17 protein-coding genes are annotated in these 21,074 nt (G+C 41.4%); 6 read left to right on the top strand and 11 right to left on the bottom strand.

Translation table 11 applies throughout. The annotated features are described in order from the left end of the window. Window positions 1-25: 25 nt before the first annotated feature. From NSQ95_RS03710 to NSQ95_RS03685, 6 genes are all read left to right on the top strand, one after another. Entirely contained in the window at window positions 26-1,027 is a 1,002-nt protein-coding gene (locus tag NSQ95_RS03710; protein WP_298472064.1) for a LacI family DNA-binding transcriptional regulator, read from the top strand. A gap of 132 nt (window positions 1,028-1,159) precedes the next feature. Then, window positions 1,160-2,533: a DUF3360 domain-containing protein gene (locus tag NSQ95_RS03705; RefSeq protein ID WP_251552577.1), complete on the top strand. Its 1,374-nt coding sequence runs from the start codon at window positions 1,160-1,162 to the stop codon at window positions 2,531-2,533. A gap of 65 nt (window positions 2,534-2,598) precedes the next feature. After that, window positions 2,599-4,020, top strand: coding sequence for an aldehyde dehydrogenase family protein (locus NSQ95_RS03700; RefSeq protein ID WP_342560309.1), 1,422 nt, complete (start codon window positions 2,599-2,601; stop codon window positions 4,018-4,020). 12 nt (window positions 4,021-4,032) lie between these two features. Then, the gene (locus NSQ95_RS03695) at window positions 4,033-5,205 is read left to right on the top strand and encodes an iron-containing alcohol dehydrogenase (protein WP_342560308.1); all 1,173 of its coding nucleotides are present in this window, start codon (window positions 4,033-4,035) and stop codon (window positions 5,203-5,205) included. Window positions 5,206-5,411: 206 nt separating this feature from the next. Next, on the top strand, window positions 5,412-5,822 hold the full coding sequence (locus NSQ95_RS03690) for a hypothetical protein (RefSeq protein ID WP_342560307.1): 411 nt from the start codon (window positions 5,412-5,414) through the stop codon (window positions 5,820-5,822). Between the two features lie 199 nt (window positions 5,823-6,021). After that, window positions 6,022-7,326, top strand: coding sequence for a hypothetical protein (locus NSQ95_RS03685; protein WP_342560306.1), 1,305 nt, complete (start codon window positions 6,022-6,024; stop codon window positions 7,324-7,326). Window positions 7,327-7,457: 131 nt separating this feature from the next. Here NSQ95_RS03685 and NSQ95_RS03680 read toward each other — a convergent pair whose 3' ends face one another. From NSQ95_RS03680 to NSQ95_RS03630, 11 genes are all read right to left on the bottom strand, one after another. Continuing rightward, window positions 7,458-7,766 carry a hypothetical protein gene (locus tag NSQ95_RS03680; RefSeq protein ID WP_342560305.1) on the bottom strand — a complete coding sequence of 103 codons (309 nt, stop codon included), beginning with the start codon at window positions 7,764-7,766 and terminating at the stop codon, window positions 7,458-7,460. Window positions 7,767-7,840: 74 nt separating this feature from the next. Next, the gene (locus NSQ95_RS03675; RefSeq protein ID WP_342560782.1) at window positions 7,841-10,009 is read right to left on the bottom strand and encodes a 5'-nucleotidase C-terminal domain-containing protein; all 2,169 of its coding nucleotides are present in this window, start codon (window positions 10,007-10,009) and stop codon (window positions 7,841-7,843) included. 287 nt (window positions 10,010-10,296) lie between these two features. Next, the gene (locus tag NSQ95_RS03670; protein ID WP_342560304.1) at window positions 10,297-11,157 is read right to left on the bottom strand and encodes a Gfo/Idh/MocA family oxidoreductase; all 861 of its coding nucleotides are present in this window, start codon (window positions 11,155-11,157) and stop codon (window positions 10,297-10,299) included. A gap of 10 nt (window positions 11,158-11,167) precedes the next feature. Continuing rightward, a complete protein-coding gene (locus NSQ95_RS03665; RefSeq protein WP_342560303.1) occupies window positions 11,168-12,478 on the bottom strand; it encodes a hypothetical protein in 1,311 nt (436 codons plus the stop codon). A gap of 58 nt (window positions 12,479-12,536) precedes the next feature. Continuing rightward, window positions 12,537-13,571, bottom strand: a complete 1,035-nt coding sequence (locus tag NSQ95_RS03660; RefSeq protein WP_342560302.1) for a dihydrodipicolinate synthase family protein — start codon at window positions 13,569-13,571, stop codon at window positions 12,537-12,539. Then, window positions 13,572-14,588 (bottom strand): NAD(P)-dependent oxidoreductase, encoded by a 1,017-nt coding sequence (locus tag NSQ95_RS03655; protein WP_342560301.1) that lies wholly within the window; start codon window positions 14,586-14,588, stop codon window positions 13,572-13,574. 18 nt (window positions 14,589-14,606) lie between these two features. Continuing rightward, complete coding sequence (locus NSQ95_RS03650) at window positions 14,607-15,848, bottom strand: Nramp family divalent metal transporter (RefSeq protein ID WP_342560300.1); 1,242 nt, start codon at window positions 15,846-15,848, stop codon at window positions 14,607-14,609. A gap of 717 nt (window positions 15,849-16,565) precedes the next feature. Beyond that, window positions 16,566-17,732 (bottom strand): CaiB/BaiF CoA-transferase family protein, encoded by a 1,167-nt coding sequence (locus tag NSQ95_RS03645; RefSeq protein ID WP_342560299.1) that lies wholly within the window; start codon window positions 17,730-17,732, stop codon window positions 16,566-16,568. Between the two features lie 19 nt (window positions 17,733-17,751). Continuing rightward, a complete protein-coding gene (locus NSQ95_RS03640) occupies window positions 17,752-19,191 on the bottom strand; it encodes a DASS family sodium-coupled anion symporter (protein ID WP_169360682.1) in 1,440 nt (479 codons plus the stop codon). Further along, window positions 19,181-19,873, bottom strand: coding sequence for a methyltransferase (locus NSQ95_RS03635; RefSeq protein ID WP_342560298.1), 693 nt, complete (start codon window positions 19,871-19,873; stop codon window positions 19,181-19,183). The genes NSQ95_RS03640 and NSQ95_RS03635 overlap by 11 nt, the downstream gene beginning before the upstream one ends. A gap of 32 nt (window positions 19,874-19,905) precedes the next feature. Further along, the gene (locus NSQ95_RS03630) at window positions 19,906-21,072 is read right to left on the bottom strand and encodes a mandelate racemase/muconate lactonizing enzyme family protein (RefSeq protein ID WP_298472094.1); all 1,167 of its coding nucleotides are present in this window, start codon (window positions 21,070-21,072) and stop codon (window positions 19,906-19,908) included. Between the last annotated feature and the right edge of the window lie 2 nt (window positions 21,073-21,074).

The raw sequence follows: 21,074 nt of genomic DNA, 5'->3' as shown, positions 1-21,074 counted from the left end.
AATAGACCTAAAAGGAGGTTTTGTCTTGGTATCATCAAAAGACGTTGCAAAGCATGCGGGCGTTTCCCAAACGACAGTATCTCGTGTTTTAAATACACCGGAGTTAGTTAAGAAGCCCACACTTGAAAAAGTTATGAAGGCGATTGATGAGTTAAACTATATGCCGAATCTTCATGCGCGCTCTTTGGTTCAAAATAAGACAGGGTCGATTGCCCTTCTATCTGGACCGCTACATAACCCATTTTTTGTGGACAGTACTACTGCTATCGTCAATTATGCCAATGAGATGGGATATCGTGTAAGCGTACAATTTGTAAACGATGAAAAGCTTAGTGAAGCGTATGCGACTGCATTTGAGCATAAAATTGACGGCATTATTTTGTCTTGTATTTTATTGGATGATCCTATTTTTGATAAGCTCAAGCGGATGAATATTCCATTTATCACCTATAACCGCAAGCATAAAAACAATGAGTATTTTGTGGAAATCGATAATTTTCAAGCTGGTTATTTAGCAGTCCAGCATATGGTGGAGCTGGGTCATACAAGGATTGCGTGGGTTGGTGGTCCATTGTCTGTTAGTACCTTCCATAATCGTTATCTTGGCTACAAGAAGGCTGTGGAGGATTTTAAACTAAATGTATCTGAGAGGTATATTTTTAATACGGATACTTCCAAACAGGATATTGCCTTGGCTTTTGAAAAGCTGAAGAATTTAGAGGATCGTCCTACAGCTATTTGCGGGGGCTCGGATTCGCTCGCGTTGTTTTTGATGGACGAAGCTTTTCAGCACGGTCTATCGATCCCAAATGACTTGAGTATTATAGGAATTGATAACGTGGATATGAGTATGCACGGGTCGATTCAGCTGACCACTGTAGGAAGCATCTCTGAGGAAAATCTAGGATTTTTAGCTATTCAGGAATTAATAGAAATGATTGAAAATAAAAAAAATAGTTGCACACAAATTACGGAGTCTGTTAAAGTATTTAAAAGAAGCACGACGAGAGCACTTAAAACAAACTAATGAAGCCAGGTTTGTTTTATTTTTTCTCTAGCAATGAATACGTAACCATTTTACTTTCCAATAAAATGGTTACGTATTCAAAAGGGGTTTTATGTAAGGGGTTACATTAAAAATTGGGAGGAGATTTAGTTTATGTTATGGAAAAACCGAAAGTATGGAGAGGAATCCCCATACATACCAGCGGGCCCTTTTAAGATCCGCTTACCTTTTATTCACTACCGTTTTGAATGGCCAGATTATGTGCAAGGCTTGCTCATGTGTGCAGTGGATTTGTCTGCTATTCCGCTTTTAATCGAGTTGCTGGGAATGCCATTTGAGGTTGCTATGGCAATCGTATTATTAAACGGAATCTTTTATTTGTTACATCATTTACTTGGTGACCCAGCAGTTCCGGGATGGATTACTCCAGCTATACCGCTGATTATGCTTTATTGCCAGCAGTTCCCTGAAGGTGCAGAACGGGTTCATGCCTTGATCGCCTTCCAGATGACGCTAGGGATTCTTTCCTTGCTGCTCGGTTCAACCGGTCTCGCATCTAAGGTTGTTAAGCTAATCCCACCTGCCATTAAATCAGGGGTTATCCTTGGGGCAGGTTTTGCAGCTGTTATCTCTGTTTTCCAAATCGGAGGAAGATTTGAGTCCTTCCCATGGACGATCACAATTGCAATCGGTATAGCTTTCTATCTATTATTCTCTAACCATTTTGCTACTTTCCAAAACCGAAATCCGTTTTGGGGGACGATTGCTAAGCTCGGGATATTCCCTGTAATTATTTTGGCGGTGGTCATCGCGCCGATTTTTGGAGAAGCACCATGGCCAACACTTCAATGGGGCTTTTCAACACCTGATTTTGTCACACTGTGGAATGAATATACAATATTTGGTTTAGGGTTCCCACCACTGATGATGTTCCTTACTGGTTTACCTACCGTTCTAGCAGCTTATATCGTGTTGTTCGGAGATGTGCTACAAACGAAAGCTTTAGTGGAAGAAGGGGCTGCTTCACGTCCTGATGAAAAAATCGAATACAATCCGAGTCGTGCTCACTTAATATTTGGAATTCGTAATAGTGCGATGAGTATTTTAGGTCCAGACGTAACGATGTGTGGTCCATTATGGTCAGCTATGCAGGTCGTGATGGTTGAACGATTTAAAAAAGGACGAAAAGCAATGGATTCGTTCTTTGGTGGAGTTGGCTCATTCCGTTGGGGAACTAACACTGGATTACTTTTATTACCAATCGTTAGTTTAGTAGAGCCAATTTTAGGAGTAGCCTTAGCTTTAACTTTACTCATTCAAGGGTATGTTAGTGTTAAGGTCGGGATTTTAGAATCACGTAGTCAACGTGACCTAGGTATCGCTGGTATTATTGGTGCCGTGCTTTGCATAAAGGGTGCTGCTTGGGCGTTTGCTGTAGGAATCATACTGTGTTTATTAATCTACGGTAAGCATTTCTTTAGAGGTGAGGTCGACAACACCTTCATGAAGGATCAGAAGGCGGACTAAACATATATGGCATCCTCGCATGGTAAAATATTGTTACAACTGTAACGAATGAAAGGATGATCGACATGGAAAAAAACTATTATGTAAACGGTGAATGGAGAACTTCTGAAAGATATGCGGAGCTATACTCCCCACATACAAAAGAGCTAATAGCGAAAATTCCTCAGGCAACTCGTGAGGAAGTGGATGAAGCAATTGAAGTGGCACATGGTGCACGAGAAAAAATGGCGGCTTTAACCGCATTCGAGCGCTCTGCTATTTTGGAGCAAATTGCTCAGCTGTTCGCCGTACATCGTGAAGAGGCTGCAAAAATTATTTCATTAGAGGCCGCAAAGCCACTGAAATATGCGTATGGGGAAATTGACCGTACGATTGAAACGTATAAGTTTGCTGCCGAGGAAGCGAAGCGTTTAACTGGAGAGATGATTCCAATGGACGCTGCAAAAAACGGCGCGGATCGATTTGGCTATACGATCGAGGAGCCGATCGGTGTCATCGGTGCCATCACTCCGTTCAACTTCCCACAAAATTTAGTAGCTCATAAAGTGGGACCTGCGATTGCAGCCGGGAATACGATCGTGTTGAAGCCTGCGTCTCAGACTCCACTTTCTGCTTTATTTTTAGCAGAATTGATTGAACAAACGGCTCTTCCAAAAGGTGCGTTTAATGTGGTGACTGGTAGTGGTCGTGAGGTTGGCGATGCGTTGGTAGAAAGCGACAAGGTGAAGATGATTACGTTCACTGGCAGTCCTGCTGTAGGTAAAGGAATTCGTAATAAGGCTGGCTTGAAAAAGGTTGCACTGGAGCTCGGCTCTAATGCAGGTTTGATAATCGATAAAAATGTGGACCTTGCTAATGTCGTGCAAAAATGTGTGATGGGTGCCTTCTCTAATCAAGGTCAGGTATGTATTTCCCTACAGCGCACGTATGTGATGGATGAAATCTTTGATGAATTTATTGAACAATTTAGTGAGATGACGAAAAAGCTTGTCGTTGGAAGCCCCTTCGATCCAGCTACAGATATATCCGCAATGATCGCTACTTCTGAATCGGAACGTGCTTTGGAATGGGTGGAGGAAGCAGTCGGTCATGGAGCTGAAATTATTACAGGCGGGAAGATTGAAAATGATGTGTTCCAGCCTACGATTTTGAAAAATGTAAATGCAATTTCCAAGGTTTCTTGTCAGGAGGTATTTGCTCCGATTGTCGGCGTGAGTCGCATTTCTTCTATTGAAGAAGGAATTGAAGCAATCAACGATTCAGACTTCGGTCTACAAGCTGGGATTTTCACAAATGATATTAAGACAGCCTTTAAGGCAGCTAAGCTTCTAGAGGTTGGCGGTGTCATGATCAATGACATTCCTACGTATCGTGTCGACCAAATGCCATATGGTGGTGTGAAGGATAGCGGTACCGGTAAGGAAGGTATCAAATACGCGATCCACGAAATGACGGAAACGAAGCTTGTTGTTTGGAATAATCAATAAGGAGTGAGCAGTATGTCAGAAAAAATTACGTTCACACCAATCAGCTACACAGGATGGGATGCACTATCCCATCTCCTAGCTGAAGTGGAACGCTTTAAAGTAAAGAAAATACTGATTGTCACCGATCCATTTTTAAAGGATATCGGTTTGACGAATCAAGTCTCGGAGCCACTCGAGTCTGCTGGCTACACGGTTGATATTTATACAGAGGTTGTGCCTGAGCCCCCTTTAGCTATCGGAGAAAAGCTAGTTTCCTATACTCGTGAGCATGCCTTTGACATGGTCATCGGTGTCGGCGGCGGCAGTGCGCTCGATTTATCGAAGCTTGCAGGAGTAATTGCCTCTCATGAAGGCAATGTGGCAGATTACTTAAACTTAACTGGCTCTAAGCAAATTACGCATAAAGGATTACCGACCATTTTAATCCCGACGACGTCTGGTACTGGCTCAGAAGTTACTAATATATCCGTGCTATCTTTAGAGACTACTAAGGATGTAGTCACACACGATTATTTATTGGCAGACGTGGCAATTGTCGATCCTGCGTTGACGGTTTCATTGCCTTCAAAGGTTACAGCTGCTACTGGCGTTGATGCACTAACTCATGCAGTCGAGGCGTATATCTCGAAAAATGCAAGTCCTGTTTCCGATGCGTTAGCTTTACAGGCCATTCGTCTAATCAGCAATTCCATTCGTACCGCTGTATCGAACGGTGAAGACAAACAAGCTCGGACCGATATGAGCTACGGCAGCTATTTAGCAGGGTTAGCGTTCTTCAATGCGGGAGTTGCTGGTGTTCATGCACTCGCGTATCCACTAGGTGGTCAGTTCCATATCGCACATGGAGATTCCAACGCCGTCCTGCTCCCTTATGTTATGGGATACATACGCAAAAGCTGCGATAAACGCATGAAAGATATTTACGAAGCAATGGGCTTCAGCTCTGCTAATCTATCTCAGGAGGAAGCATCCTATAAATGCGTCGCTGAGCTAAAGAGATTAGTAGAAGACGTAGGAATCCCTTCTACCCTTCAAGGCTTCGAGATCCCGGAAAGTGCCTTAGAAAGCTTGACGGAAGACGCAACAAAACAGAAGCGCATTTTGGCTCGCAGTCCACTGGAGTTAGGAAAAGACGAGATCGCTGCGATTTACCGTGCAGCTTTTGATGGTGAGATTGTAGAGTAGATTTATTTTGGTTAGTCCCTGTGCCGATGTGGCATGGGGATTTTTTGTTTCCCTATAAGTTGAACAAAAAAACCGAAACCTTATTTTTTTTATATGCATGGATGTTGTCACTAAAGAATAAATATAGAATTACTACCACTTTGAAATCTCCTATAGAAAATGGATGAACGGGTAACACGGAAAAGTGGAATAAACGAGGTTGATCTATGCTAGAAAAACTTAGAAAAATTAATATGCAAACGGCTGTATGTATGGGAATTTGTTTTTATTCCTTAACAATTTTACTACATGTTCTAATTATAAGCAGTGTAATACCATTTACCTGGGTTAATGGTGGACGCTCTGATTCCTTCGCAGCTCAGCTACCGATATCTATTACCAGTATCGTTATTTGTATTTTAGGAGGAGTTTTCACACTATTTGTTGGTGGAAATACACAATACAAACATAAACGACTAAGAATCGTTTGTTGTTGGGTTTTGGTTGTATTTTGGTCTTTTTGGTTTTTCCAACAATTGTTGGGTACCCCGTTTGAAAAAATGGTTTGTTCGTTACTATTGATTCTTGGAATCGTCTCGAACTTGCGTATGGCGATTGAAAAAGATGTCACCACTTAAGGCTACAAGTTTTTGAAAAAAGTACTTAAACTCATACGGATGCTTTAGTAAAAAGGAAATCAAATTAAAATGGGCTTGGCGAAAATATGCCAGCTCATTTTTTATGTCTTGAATCCACCTTCAACATAGCCAAAAACAACTAACTTCTCTTTACATTTGCTGATATAATTGGAATAAAACATTAAAAGGAAGATTTTTTGTGATAAAACTACAGCTTCGACATATTTATATCTTCTTTCTACTTATTTCTATTGTATGTGTATACAGTGCCATACGCATTACTAAAATGAAGGATACGGCTGACTTCGTAGATTTCTCTATAACATTAATTTCTATTGTCGTATCTATTCTTGCATTTCACTTTGCACTTAAAACCTATGTATCTATTGATAGTGTTAATGCCATTAATAAAATGCAAGGCAATGTGCTTGAAAACCCGGATTATGTTACCTCTATTCCATCTTTAATGAAAAAATATTCACAAGCTAGTGCTACTGACGTATCCAAAGCAATATATGGAGATTTAACTGTTTTATATAAGAAGCAATCCAAATCTGCGATTGAGTTTGCTAATAACCTACAATATTTTATTGATCTAATTGTGTTCTTTCCTTCCTTGTTCACTGATTCCAATGCAAATCATAAAGAAAATGCGAAGAAAATGGATGAGATTTTGAAATTAATCGATAAACGTTTAAAGTCTTTAATGTCAATAAGCACAGGAAATCTTTTATTAGTTGAAGAAACTATACAGCTCTTAAAATATGTAATGAAATATCAAAAGCTAGTAAATACCGAAAACAATAACATTCCAGCTTCTATTTTAGAGATAAGAGGAAGTCTATTAAAAAACCCTGTCTCTAAAACTATTTATAACAATTACTTAGGGCTCTACTATCGCCAAAAGGCAATGGATATAATTTCGAAAGAACTAAACCTTTCTACAAAGGATTTATTAGAAATCACAAGTTTAGAGGAAATTCGAGAAAATATAAGTGGAATCAATTCTGAATCCAGGCAGATAGCTATTATGTACTTGGGGGAATCCCAGCAAGCCTTTGACCATGCTTTGGAAAGTTCAGCGGAAGATATTATGTGGAGAGGATTTGTTTCCTTTAACCGTGCAAGAGCCGAGTTTTTCTTAGAGCTTTTAACTGAAACATATTCTAATGAATGGGCTATGAGTATGAATGAAGCTATAGTGGCTCGAGAGAAATTAAATATTATCCTGGACGACTTGTTCGAGGCTAATGAAGCTACCTTTTTACGAAAGTCATTCTATTTTGAAGAGCATTTCGCCAAGATCGTATATGTGAATATTTGTATGGCTAGTAAGATCGATATAACCAATACCCTTAAGCAGCCCGAATACAAATATCCAAACTACAACAACCTACTAAATGACGCATATCTTATGAATCCAATAGCTAGTACTTCCAACCGAATTCATAAATATCAGCAACAGCTACAACAATATATGGACAGTGAAGTCCCTACCTTGTAGATAGCCTTTGAGAGAGATGGAATTCGTTTTGGATTTATCGATGAAGTAGATTTGTTTAGGTTAGCCCCTGTGCCCCGGTTGATGGCATGGGGGCTTTTTGTGTGGAGGGGTTCTTTTCGCTAGGTTTTCTCTTATTTGTGCAAAGTTCTCTTCCGTCTCCGCAAGGTTCTCCCGTTTCCGCAAGGTTTTCTCCCGTCTCCGCAAGGTTTTCTCCCGTCTCTGCAAGGTTCTCTCCCGTTTCCGCAAGGTTCTCTCCCGTCTCTGCAAGGTTCTGCCGTCTCTGCAAGGTTCACTCTCGTCTGCGCAAGGTTCTCTTTCATCTCCGCAAGGTTCACTCTCGTCTCTGCAAGGTTCTTTCCCGTCTCTGCAAGGTTCTTTCCCGTCTCTGCAAGGTTTTCGTCCATTTCTGCAAGGTTTTCGTCCATTTCTGCAAGGTTCACTCCCATCTCTGCAAGGTTCTACCGTCCCATATTAAAAACACTCATCCGGGATTTCCGAATGAGTGTTAGATCAATTATTTTAGTAAGTCAATATATCGACTGTACACGTATCCTTTTTTACCTTTATAGGAAATGACATACCAGCCTTTTTCATTGCCAAGTACTTCTACTTCTTTGTTTTTAGCAATGGTTCCTAGCACTTTTCCGCTGTTTACTGGTTGAGCGCGGACATTTAAATGGTAAGCTGTTACCTTTCCTTTTGGTGCTTCTGGCTTAGTTACAGCTGGTTTTTTATTATCTTGAGGTGTTGGCTTTACTGGTTTAGCTGGTTTAACTGGTTTATCTTTATCCTTTGGTGGTTCTGGTTTATTCAATGCTTTCGCTAAAGCTAAATAGAATTCACCTGTTGTTTTTACTTTTGCAAATTGTGCGGAGTCCACTTTAGCTTTTGTTGATAGCTCTTTTATTTCCTGCTGTGTAATTGCATCCTTTAAATTGATGGATGCGATATTCGTGTACTTTCCATCTTCCGTTGTAGGTACAGTTAGAATTCCTTTATTGACTAGTTCTACAACTGCTTTACGTGCTGGAGATTTTGTATCTACACCGACGATTTTCCAGTTGCTTTGAATGGTTGGTTTATATTCGCCTTTCATCTCGTCCTTTAAATATCTAATGGCAAGATTGCGAATGGTACCACCAGTTTCACCATAGGCACTTTCATCCTTGGAGGACCAGGTCATATTAAACTTACGCCCTTCTAACGCTTGTCCTTTAGATAGAAGAAAGTCCATTCTATATGCATTCATCCCTAAAGTTAAGTGATCCTCTGCTTTAATCGGAGTTCCGTCTAGCTTTTTAAGGTTTTTAATACGTTTTCCTGGTGCCTCGGATAAGTCGATATCGTATTTAACATTACCGAAGAAGTCATTTGTACTGTATTTGGAAGCACGGCGAGTTTTATCAAAGCTTACTGTCACGTCTCCATCACGCGTACTATTGAAATAGCCAACTGCCCATTCCATATAATCCTTTAAATCTTTTCCTGTTACTTCATAGACAGAAACTTCTCCACCAGCAAACTGATAGTTGTAAGCAATGTCTTTTTTCTTGATAGGTCCAACATTTAAAGAAGCATTGTCATTATCTATCTGATGAGCTACCACATCTGCATTACTATAATGAAGCATCACCTCATGGAAAAAGTCCGACAAAGGTGTTTCTTGGACTTGTACTGCTGGGATACCCTCTATTTCATTAGGAGGAACAAGGTTTGTCCCTTTTAATTGTGCGACCACTACATTTGCGTCTGCTCGCGCGAACTCATGGTAAGGCTGCAATAATTTTTCCAGCTCTTCATCCGACTTAACAGTAGTTCCGTCTGCCGCTTTCACTGGAATTGTGGAAGCACCCTTATCCTTTAATGTTAACTTTTCGCCATCCTTGGAGAAGGTTAAATCAATTCTTGAAATATGTGTACCATATTTAGCTGGCTCGGTAATTACAACGCCATTTACATTTTCATCGTTAATCAGTACATGGTTATGCCCAGCAAAAATACCAGCTAGCTCTGGCACTGCATTTGCAATGTCCATTACGCCTGTACCAGGATTACCGTTTTCATTTTCAAGACCCATATGTAAAAGACCAATCATTACATCTACTTTACCTTCTAGCTCTTTCACTGCTTTTTTCGTTTCCTCTACAGGATCCTTGACGACTAGACCCTTTAGATGATCCGTACCCTTTTCATACTGTGTTATTAATGGAGTGACCATTCCTATGATTCCAACCTTTACTCCATCACGTTCGATAATCGTATAAGCAGGTAAAAAACGTTCCCCATTTTCCTTGTATACATTACCTGCTAGTTTAGGCCCTTTGAATTGACTAGAAACCTTGTCTAACACATCTAAACCAAAGTTAAATTCATGGTTACCAAAAGTCCATGCCTCATAGCCCATCGCATTAATCGCTTGAGTCATAGGAGATAATGGTTGATCATTGAATAGCTCTGCAGAATTGTCCTGTATTAAATCCCCATTATCCAATAAAATGGTGTTTGGATTCTCTGCTCGCACTTGCTTAATAATGGTATATAGCTGCGTAAGACTCCCGCTTACATTCGGACCATCTATAGCATAATCCCACGGCATAAATCGCCCATGAATATCTGAAGTTGCAAGAAGGGTAATATTAATATCCTTTTCTTCTGCATGTACAGGAAGTTGTTTTAGAAACATTCCATTCCCTAATAATAAAACCACAACTAAAAAACTTGCTACAATCCTTTTCCCACTAAACAAATTTTCTCCCCCTTGTTAAAGTTCATTTATTACAACTTTATTATTATATCATTCGGAATAATCGTAAGAATACCATTTTTCTTATAAAATTCAAACTTTTTTTATTTAAAAACCCGAACAATAAACACAAAAGAATAAATATTATATGCTTTTAAATTAACCTCCTAGTATTTAAACCTCACAAAAAAACCACCCAAGCCCAAGCTCGAATGGTTTCATCATCTCTACAACCCCTTATTAATCTCCTCAATAATCCGTACAATCTCAGCTGTCTCCTCTAACGAAACAGCACCCACCCCTGTTTCAAAAAACGTTACCATATGCTCAACCAGTCCAGCATAAAAAGGTTTCTCTTCTTCCCATAGCTTCAATGTTTGTACATCATCCGAAGAGTGCAGGACTGCTCCGAAACGGCTGTGCCATTCGGTTTCTCCTCGAATGATGAGATGTCGACCATCCTTGTAGGTTAGATGAACATGGTGGCAATCAGCCTTTTGCTCGACCCCCACCTTTTCCACGCCTGTCCCGAAAAGAGTGACCGCCATTTCGACTAGGTGGATACCGTACCAGAAGTATCCGGTTAGCTGCTCCTGCATGGGGGTTGGTCCGTAGAAATAGCCACTGCTCCAGTCTACTGACCCTTTGACCGCCATAACGGACTCCGAAAAACGTAAAGCAGAAGAACTCATGACAGGTGTCGCGTGTTCTTTACTTAACCTAATCACCTCTGCCATTTCCTTACTGCTCATGACGACTGGCTTATCGATAAACACCGGCTTACCATAGGGCACAATTTCCTTGAACCAGTCTAGATGATTGCGCCCATCGACTGTCCCTATAATGACGGCGTCTACCTCACCCATTAATTCCTCAACTGTATCTACCTCTGCTACACCGTATTTCTTGATGACAATTTGATAGAAGTCAGTAAATCTGCTTGAGCTAATTGCTAAATCCTCCGAGAATGTTGGGATAACATGGGTGATGGTTGCACCTTGTATATGATGTGGATCATCTTGGTTATTTAGTAATCTGGTGAATATTTCACTATGTGAAGTGTCTAGTCCTACCAATCCTATTTTCATAGAGTCCCTCCTAGCTTTCGGTTGTTACGAGTGCGAATACTTGTCTTGGCCTACCGCGCTTTGAAATTTTCTCCATCCCGATAATTTTGATGAGCTCGGCATCCAGCCACGATTGGATTATTCTGTGGGCGCTTCTTGGTGTAATACCTAAAATAGAAGAAAGCTCATGCGCTGTGAATTCATTTTCCTTCTTTCGCTTGATGACGGCCATTGTCTTTTGGATGTTTGCTGCACTCATGCCGATATGCTCCGCTTTACTTATTAACAGCTGATCTGTCACTGTGAGTGGATATTTCATCGGGACAATCAAATCGATTGGTCCAAAGACGCTGCGATCCTCGCGAACGATAAAGCAGCAGCCCCCTCCATGCTCCTGTGCCTGAATGAGTGCCACCCTTGCATGCGATCCTGCCTCGAGCGCTGAAAACCCGAAGCCGACTCCTATTGATAAAGACACCTCTAGCTTTTTCTTCATCTCATCGACAATTGGCAAGTATTTATAGCCCTCTGTAATCCGCTCGAAAATACCTCGATTTGTGATAAATACATACTCACTACTGCTAAGCGCTATCAGATAACCATTTATTTGGTCGGCAAATTGAAGAAGCATACGGTGTATGGCATGATTTCGAGTATGTACCTGCTGCTCGGACATAAATTCACTCGCATCACAGGAATTTTCGATAAAGATTCGACCTACTATTATTTGCATCTCTTTTTGCTTTCGTTGATTGGTTGCGAGCAGCATTCGTTCAATTGCCACAATAATATCCTGGTCCGTAGGCTTTAGCCATTCGTTTATAATATTCATCTCGGATAGCTGCTCACTAACTAGCTTGAGACTAGTAATGACAACCGTATTAGGTATCTCCTCTACATTCCGTAGATGGAAATTCACCACGTCATCTTTGTTTTCCATATAGACAATTTCTTGGAAATTTTGATACGAAAAGGTTTCCTCTAAATTGCTTTTAATAAGCTCCATGTAGTTGTCTTGTATGCCGTCCAGACTAATATTCATGAAATTTTGCTTGCTCTTTAGCTTGTACAAAGACTGATAGAGTCCTGCTCCCTTCAGCGGAATATAGAAGGCTGGTGTCTCTATCGGTATTTCGTCCTTTGCAACTAAATAAGGGATTCTTCCCGAATAAAACAAGCAATCCACCTTGTCCAATAGCTCAGTTGTCAGCTTCTTTGCATCTTTTATTTCATCGGATAAACGGAAAATTGGTTGGATATTCGGAAAAAGTCCAAAGCATCTAACCATCGTCTCGCGAATCCATTGCGGCCCTATAACTCCCACCTTTATGTTTGTCTCCATACCTCTCCCTCCTTTGAAATAGAAGAAAAGACACACCTAATCGATGTGCCTCCATTGCTTAACCGTTTACTACACTTTCCTTTTCCAAAAAAGCCTTTACAAATGCATCGTCGTTCAGCTCTGGATACGCGTAGTACACACGATCGATTTCCTCTAGCTGGCCCTCACTCAATACCTCGTGATCCATTAGGCACCAGTTCCCTTGCATAAGCCCCTGTCTTCTGAGCACTTCATTGATACCCGCAATACTTCCCTTAAAGTCGTTTCTCGAATCAAAGAATGCTGCATTGGCATCCGTGACGTGCTGGGCAATGCTGAACCACTTTGGATCAATCTGACCCTGTGCCCTTGCTTCTTTTATTTGCTCAAAAAGCTCCACTGCCTTGTGTGTCCACACAGACCAGTGCCCTAGCAAGCCGCCAACGATTTGCTTGTCATTATAATTGGTGAACAAATCCACTACGATGTTGTCATCATTGCCCGTATAAAGCGCAATCTCGTCTCTTCTCGGAGAGGCGTTCACTGCGCGAATCACATCTAACGTTAAATAACGGTCAAATGGAGCCATTTTAATGCCGAATACATTGTCGATTGCAGCGAACTGCTCCCAAAATTCATAGCTAAATACCCGTCCACCTACCGCTGGCTGCAGATAAAAGCCGAACACTGGAATAATAGCAGCGACCTCTTTCGTACGTTCAATTAGTTCTTTTTCGGAATATTCATTTAATCCACCGTTACTTAATAGTACCATATCATAGCCAAAACTTTTAGCGATTTCTGCCTCTTTAACCGCCTGCTCTGTTTTACCACAAGCACCCGCGATTTTAAGGAATGGACGATTCAGCTTTGCGTTGTTGATTTCCTCCATCGCAAGCTTTAATACCGTTTCATACAAATCAAACTGAGGATCTCGAATCTCAAATTGTGTGGTATGCACGCCAACCGCGACCCCGCCAACTCCTGCCTCCAAGTAATATCGAGTTAAACGACGTTGTGCCTCTTCATCGAGCTTTTTGTCTTGTGTGATGGCAAGAGGATGAGCAGGTATGAACGCTCCGTCATGTAGATGTTGTTTTAATTCATCCTTCATTTAAAACTCACCCTTCCTCTCCTGGAAGTGGGTCGGCTTGTTAATCGTTTCCCCGTCATTCGCCACCCATTCTGCAATCCACTCAATCATTTCACGAACTGATACTCTTGGATAGCCAAACAGCTGGTGTGCCTTGCTCGCATTGTTAAGGAGTGCATTTTCCTGTTCTGCCCCCTCAAAAACAGGCTTCTTATCGAACAAGCGGCCAAACTCATTTGCAACCCAGCGAACGGAAAGCGTCTCTGGTCCAGTCACATTGATAATCGTCGGAGGCGTGCTCGTGTGAAGCAAGGATCGAATCGCGTACTCATTCGCATCCCCTTGCCAAATCACATTAACATGCCCCATCGAAAGGTCTAGCGGTGTTTCATTGAATACAGACTTTGCAATCTCCAACAAAACCCCGTAACGCATATCGATTGCGTAATTCAAACGGAAAATGGCAAGCGGCGTATTGTCTCTTTCTGAGAAATATGTAAACACACGCTCTCTTCCTAAAGAGGACTGACCATACTCTCCAACCGGAGCAACCTGGTGGTTCTCATCGCAGCCGCTCCCAATCACAGGCACTAGCGGGTACACATTTCCCGTAGAGAATGACACAATATTAGAGCCCTTAAAATGCTCTGCAACTCGACCAGGCAGATAGGTGTTCATCGCCCATGTGAAATGCTCGTTGCCAGTCGTCCCGAATTTATTGCCAGCCATGTAAATGATGTTCTTTTCAACAGGCAGCTTCTTTAGTTCGTCCTCGTTTAATAGATCACAGGCAATCGTTTCAACCCCTGCACTTTCCAGCTCCGCCTGCAGCGTGCCATTTGAAAAACGCGACACACCAATCACCTTTTTATCCAAGCCGGCCTCATCAATCGCACGCTTCGCCATCACAGCAAGCGTCGGTCCCATCTTCCCACCAATACCTAAAATCATAATATTCCCGTCTAGCTTCACCATGTCATCGATCAATGCAGCAGATGGCTGCGTCATCAAATTCTCTAACTCTTCAACTGTTTTCATAATTTCCCCCATTCCTTTTTAAGAAAAAAAGATATTGTTTGCGTTGTTATATGCCAGATAAATTAATACAAGTAACCCTATTATGCCGAGTGAATTGCTAAGCCATTTGTTTTTCAGCTCCCCCATCACTCGCTTGTCATTCGCTACGACTAAAATAGCAATCGCAATAAACGGAACAACAAATATCGTAACCGCCTGCGCAAAAACGATTAAATTGAGCGGTGCAGAACCAAACACAATTCCAATAACCGAGCCAAATAAAATCACTAATATAATGAAAAGCTTCACCTTCATATTAGAAAGGTTATTCCCTACCCCAAATCCATCCGCAAGCAGCGAGCCACCAATCGTCGCATTCCCCATCAATGACGAAAACGAAGCCCCAAACAGCCCAAGCATAAACACAACCGTCGACCAGCTACCAAACAAAGGCTCGAGCGCTAAGCCCATTTCCGATGCATCATTCACAACCAGCCCTTGTGGTTTGAGGATCGTGGCTGCTGTGATCATGATGAGGAAGGAAATAAATCCAAGAAGAAAAATGCCTAAGAAAGACTCCCTCTTCCCACTAGCAGCATCCGTCAAAGTCCAGCCTTTTTCCTTAACCAAATAAGACTGATATAGCGCCCCAACTATCGAAAAGCTAGTAGCAAACAAAGCGATAATTAATCCCATACTTCCATCCGGAATAACAGGAACAAACCCTTGAAATATGGCACTAATAGAAGGCTTCACAACAATCACTGTAATTAGAAATGCCAATAGCATCAGCACCACTAGTACAAGCATCAGTTTCTCTAAAATCTGATAAAACTGCTTCGCAAATAAAAGCCCTATGGAAATTAGTGTAAACACGACAATCCAAATGGTCGGATCCATATTAGTTACCGTTGAAATAGCGATCCCAGTCCCAATTGCATTCCCTGCCTGAAACGAAGCTGTAACCAAAAATGCACCAATCCCAATCAACAGCCCAGACCAGAATCCCCATTTTTCCTTCATCACACCAATGAAACTCCCCTTAGCTGCAATTCCAATCCGCGTGCTCATCTCGGTATACACCATCATCAGCACAACCGCTAACACCAACGTCCAAACCAGCTGTGCCCCATAAATAGCACCAATCTTAGAAGACAATGTCACACTCCCTGGCCCGAGAACCAGAGCCGAAGTAATTAATGCTGGCCCCAAATAGCTAAAAATACTCTTTCTCCCAGCCTTCGCGTTACCAGCAACCCCAATCTTTGCCCCTTCGTTCATAGAAATCCCCCTTCTACTGATTTTTCTGAATTATATGTTTTTATAGTAACGTATAATGATATTTAATGACATGACGTTAATATGACTGTAAATAAAAAAAGCAGCCACAGTGGTTACTGGCTACTTTTTAGGTTGAATTGAATTGTGTGGGAGTTGTGTGTGACACAGGGACACACAACTCATATTTTCCCGCGAGACTTTAATCGATTTCTGCAACACTCAAACACTTTTGCGCAACACTTTTCATTCGTGCAACACTTCCGATTTTTTGCGCAACACTTGCACAGTTTCCCGCAACACTTTGATCTGTTTCTGCAACACTTAATCACTTTCGCGCAACACTTTACGTTTTCCACCTTGTTACATGCATGCCCACTCTCTTCATGCCACACTTTGAACTACTTTGCTTTATGCTACAAAGGGAAAAATTCATCTATCGGTGATAAATCTCTACTAGCCGTGATCAAATCGATATCAAATATGCAAGCGGTCACCAAGGACGAAGCGAATTGTATGCAAATTGTGTCTGACACAGGGACAGACACAATTTCCCCATCAAAAAAAAAGCAGCCAGGTATCACCCCAGCTGCTTCTGCAAACGAATTGTGTATGACACAGGGACACAAACAATTTCTCCAAACGAATTGTGCGAGAATTGTGTCTGACACAGGGACACACACAACACACACACAACTCACTCACTCCAACTCCCCAACCTCAAACCCCTAGCGACACAATCTCCCTCTCGCTGTATCCTAACTCCTTCAGAATCTCTTTTGTATGCTCCCCGATGTTAGGTATAGGGTTCATGACGGATTCTATCTCGTCAAAGGTAACGGGTGGTAACAAGGCTTTGAGTTTCCCGACTGGTGATTCCACCTCTCTCCAGCGATTACGTGCTTCTAGCTGAGGATGATCTATTAAATCGTTTACGGTATTTAGGCGTGCGTTTGCTATTTTTTCTGCTTCTAACAATCGGATGACTTGGTTGGGATCCATCTTTTGAAAAACTTCTTCAATGATTATTTTCAATGAGTCTTTATTGGCCACGCGATTTGAATTGTTGTTAAAGCGAGGATCTATTGCTAGGTCAGGATTGCCTAGGACCTTTGAGCAAAAATGGATCCACTCTCGTTCGTTTTGGATGCCCATGAACACTAGTTTATCGTTGCCTGCCTTGAATGGGCCGTAAGGATAAATAGTTGCATGGCTGGCACCTGTTCGTTTAGGTTCACTTTCCCCATAGCCAGCATAGTACATCGGATAGCCCATCCATTCTGCTAATGCCTCTAGCATCGATACTTCTAAAACTGCTCCTTTTCCCGTTTTGTAACGAGCAATTATAGCTGTTAGGATGCCAGTATATGCGTACATTCCTGCCGCAATATCGGCAATTGATATTCCTGATTTAGATGGAGAATCTTCTGTACCTGTTACGGACACAAGTCCTGCTTCACATTGGATTAACAAATCGTATGCTTTTTTGTTCATATATGGGCCGTCACTACCATATCCGGAGATGCTGCAAATTATGAGCTGAGGAAACTTTTCTTTAAGCTCTGCGGCACTAAAACCGAGTCGATCTACCGCACCAGGTGCTAAATTGTGAATGAATACATCAGCTTTAGAAAGTAGTTTTTCTAAAACATTTTTTGCTTCTTCTTGTTTCAAATCAAGAGCCAAAGATTCTTTAGATCGGTTGATCCATACAAAGTGACTCGACATACCGTTGACTGTGTCGTCATAGTTACGTGCAAAATCGCCCATTCCCGGTCTCTCCACTTTGATCACTCTGGCCCCTAGATCTGCTAATTGTCTGGTAGCAAAGGGTGCTGCCACGGCCTGCTCTAACGATACTACGGTAATATCTTGTAAAGGCAACATCTACATTCCTCCTCACATTTTAAACTAAACCAATCCACTTCCACCACGTCGCTGCAACCAAGACTGTAGCGATAATGGTTATAATAGTTGCGTACAATCCAGGCTTTAAAAAGTCTTTTTGTGAAATCATTCCGCTGCTATGAGCGATTACATTAGACATCGATTCTACAACTAACATATAACCGAAGACACAGGATAAACCAGTTGCGAAGCCAATTGTTAATGGGTCTAGCCCTGCATTTAGAGCAACGCTGATTATAATAGGAACCAAGATCACTACTGCTGTGGAAACATTGGATATCATTTTATGGAACAATTGTGCCATCACACTAACTACCAATACCGCCAATAAAGGATATTGAATAATGTTCGTAAACCAATCTACACTCAAATAGTCACTAATTATATCCGCCGCACCAGAGTCGACAAACACATACCCCATTGATAAAGTTACACTCAATAGCAATACGGTATTGTAATTAATTTGAATCACCTTTTCCCAAGAGGCAATTCCTACTTGAGGCAGGGTCAATAGAACAACACCCAGTAAAGCGGGAATGCTCGGATGCATGCCATGGAACGGTTCCGTTAACCATAAACTAACGATTAAAATTAAGATGATGAGACAGTTGATCTCTTTTTTATTGACCGGTCCTAATTCTTCTAGTCTCTTTTTCATTTCGCCTTGAATCATAGGGAAGCTTTGCTGTTCTTTTGGTAAAGGAAATACCTTTAATAGAAGAATCCATATAGAAGGAATTAGTATGAGCCATAACGGAAACGTATAAAGGAACCACTGGAAATACGTGATGTTCACTCCTGCAAAACGATTAAGAATCTCCACCGTTAATATATTGCCGATTGCAGCAGTCATGACTGCAGTTCCGCTAATTACCCCTCCATAGGCGACTCCTAGCATAATCATTTTCCTTAAGTTACTTCCTGGCTTTGCATTTACAATTTCAATAATCATTTTGGAAACTGGCATTATTAAGGCCGTTCGAACCGCAGTAGTTGGAATAAAAAATGCTTGGATTTGCTGAATGATAATGATACTTCCTAATAAGCCCTTCGCATGGCTTCCCCATCTTATTAAAATCTTGTAGGTCAGCCTTCTAATCAGCGAAGTTTCATTGACAGCCGTAGCTAGCATCATTCCAGCAACAATCAAATAAGTAGCCGGCGAAGCAAAGCCACTAAATATAACGGATGTATCTGCTACTTTGAGAACAAGCATAAGCAATAAGATAATTAGACCTGTAAGCCCCATAGGAATAGGCTCTAAAGCCCATAAGATAATTCCTGACGTAATAATGCCGGTCATGATTTTAGCTGAGTACGAGAATGTATCTGGTAACGATAGAAATATGATAAAAAAACTTACTAGGGCTAGTGCAAGAGCTGCATAGTTTTTATAGTTCTCTTTTAAAACAAGACTTCTTCTCAATTTATAAAGCATGACAGATCCAACCACCAAAATGATTCGTCTTGAAAAAGTTTGCAATTCGGTGAAAACCAGCTTCAGAAAGTAAGTTTCGAATTTCTTCTTCAGAGATAGATGATTCGGTTAATGTTGCGTTCATTAACTCTTCTACTTTCTCTTCTGACAAGTTCGTCGTATCTAGCCAGTAATTTTTCCAAAGGTTAACCAGTTCTTTAAACTCTAACGAATTCGGATCTCCATATTTACTAACGAGTATAAAAGGGCTTCCCGGTTTCAAGTGAGCTCTAATTTGTTTTAAGAGTGCCAGCTTATCCTTTACGTCCGGTACGAAATGAAGAACTAAGATACACGTTGCTGCATCAAACGTATCATCAGGAGGAACTATCTCAATTGTTCCATTGAAGAAATCAACCCGATTATTCATCTCCAGTTGCTCTACCTTCATCTTCGCCACCTCAAGCATCGCCGTTGATGGATCTACAACGGTAAACTTCCATTCTGCATTGCTAGGTCCAAAAGCATTTAGCTCGTTACCTCCTCCACCTCCAACTACTAGGAGAGAGGCTTCCTCTTTTAAGTTTGCCCGTAGAAAAGTTTGCGATAGCCGAAGCATTGGATCGTATGTAGGGAGATTTCGTCTTATCCCTTTGTCATACTCAGCGGCCGTTTTATGATCAAACTCCAGTTTATTAGACAACTTCTCGCCTTCCTTCTCTTTGATATAACCTTTTATTTCCCGATGGATGATAGCAAGCTATACAAATCTGATTTTGCTTCAAAACCAATGCCTGGAATGTCCGGAAGCCTTACATATCCGTCTTCAACGGCATAGTTATCGGCAAATCCACCAAATGGCTGAAATACGCCTGGGTATGATTCATTCCCATGAAGTGCTAATCCCGCAGCTATGTTCAGTGACATCTGATGACCTCCATGAGGTATACAACGTCTAGAGGACCAGCCGTGTTCATTCAACATTTCTAAAATGCGTAGATATTCTACTAATCCATAGCTAAGCGCACAATCAAATTGAAGAAAGTCTTTCTCCGGGTTCATGCCTGCATATCGGATTAAGTTGGTTGCATCCTGTAAGGAAAAAATATTTTCCCCAGTTGCGATGGCATGTGGATATCTCTTGGACAGTTCAGCCTGCAGATGAAAGTCCAGAGGGTCTCCCGCTTCTTCATACCAGATCAATTCATAGTCTTTAATCTTCTCTCCAAATTCAATAGCATAGTCTAAGTCAAAGCGACCATTTGCATCGACCATCAGTCCACTTCCTGAAGGTAAAATCTCTAGAACTGCTTCGATACGCTTTATATCTTCACTTAAAGAAGCACCGCCAACCTTCATTTTCACATCCTTATAGCCGAGCTCAAGATAACCCTTCATTTCATCCTGGAGTTCCGTTAAGCCTTTGTCTGGGAAATAGTAGCCTCCAGCTGCATAAATGTATACCTTTTCGTCTACCTGACCATTCCCATATCGTTCTGCAAGAAGCTGGTATAAAGGCTTTCCTTCTATTTTGGACACTGCATCCCATACAGCCATGTCTATTACTCCAACCGCAACCGTTCTTTCTCCGTGTCCCCCCGGTTTTTCATTTGCCATAATGATGGCATGTATTTTATGTGGATCAAGGTTAGTCCCATCATCTGTTAAAATATCTTTCGACTCTGCCTCAAGTAATCTAGGAATAAATCGTTCAAGTAATAGACTTGTAGGCGCATATCGGCCATTCGAGTTAAATCCATAACCAACGACTGGCTTTCCATCTCTTACCACATCTGTTGTGATGGCTAATGCAGATGCTGTCATTTTACTAAAATCAATATAAGCATTTCTAATTGGACTACTAATTGGCACAGTCTTAACTTCTATATTTGTTATTTTCATAT

Source organism: Psychrobacillus sp. FSL W7-1457 (assembly GCF_038593405.1).
GTDB lineage: Bacteria > Bacillota > Bacilli > Bacillales_A > Planococcaceae > Psychrobacillus.
The sequence above is the reverse complement of the archived record's forward strand: the minus strand, read 5'-3'. Positions and strand labels throughout refer to the sequence as shown.

Bases quoted from the DNA above. Each gene is read 5' to 3' on its own strand.
- NSQ95_RS03705 (WP_251552577.1), top strand. From the start codon at position 1,160: ATGTTATGGAAAAACCGAAAGTATGGAGAGGAATCCCCATACATACCA.
- NSQ95_RS03700 (WP_342560309.1), top strand. From the start codon at position 2,599: ATGGAAAAAAACTATTATGTAAACGGTGAATGGAGAACTTCTGAAAGA.
- NSQ95_RS03695 (WP_342560308.1), top strand. From the start codon at position 4,033: ATGTCAGAAAAAATTACGTTCACACCAATCAGCTACACAGGATGGGAT.
- NSQ95_RS03690 (WP_342560307.1), top strand. From the start codon at position 5,412: ATGCTAGAAAAACTTAGAAAAATTAATATGCAAACGGCTGTATGTATG.
- NSQ95_RS03675 (WP_342560782.1), bottom strand. From the start codon at position 10,009: ATGTTTCTAAAACAACTTCCTGTACATGCAGAAGAAAAGGATATTAAT.
- NSQ95_RS03670 (WP_342560304.1), bottom strand. From the start codon at position 11,157: ATGAAAATAGGATTGGTAGGACTAGACACTTCACATAGTGAAATATTC.
- NSQ95_RS03665 (WP_342560303.1), bottom strand. From the start codon at position 12,478: ATGGAGACAAACATAAAGGTGGGAGTTATAGGGCCGCAATGGATTCGC.
- NSQ95_RS03660 (WP_342560302.1), bottom strand. From the start codon at position 13,571: ATGAAGGATGAATTAAAACAACATCTACATGACGGAGCGTTCATACCT.
- NSQ95_RS03655 (WP_342560301.1), bottom strand. From the start codon at position 14,588: ATGAAAACAGTTGAAGAGTTAGAGAATTTGATGACGCAGCCATCTGCT.
- NSQ95_RS03650 (WP_342560300.1), bottom strand. From the start codon at position 15,848: ATGAACGAAGGGGCAAAGATTGGGGTTGCTGGTAACGCGAAGGCTGGG.
- NSQ95_RS03645 (WP_342560299.1), bottom strand. From the start codon at position 17,732: ATGTTGCCTTTACAAGATATTACCGTAGTATCGTTAGAGCAGGCCGTG.
- NSQ95_RS03640 (WP_169360682.1), bottom strand. From the start codon at position 19,191: ATGCTTTATAAATTGAGAAGAAGTCTTGTTTTAAAAGAGAACTATAAA.
- NSQ95_RS03630 (WP_298472094.1), bottom strand. From the start codon at position 21,072: ATGAAAATAACAAATATAGAAGTTAAGACTGTGCCAATTAGTAGTCCA.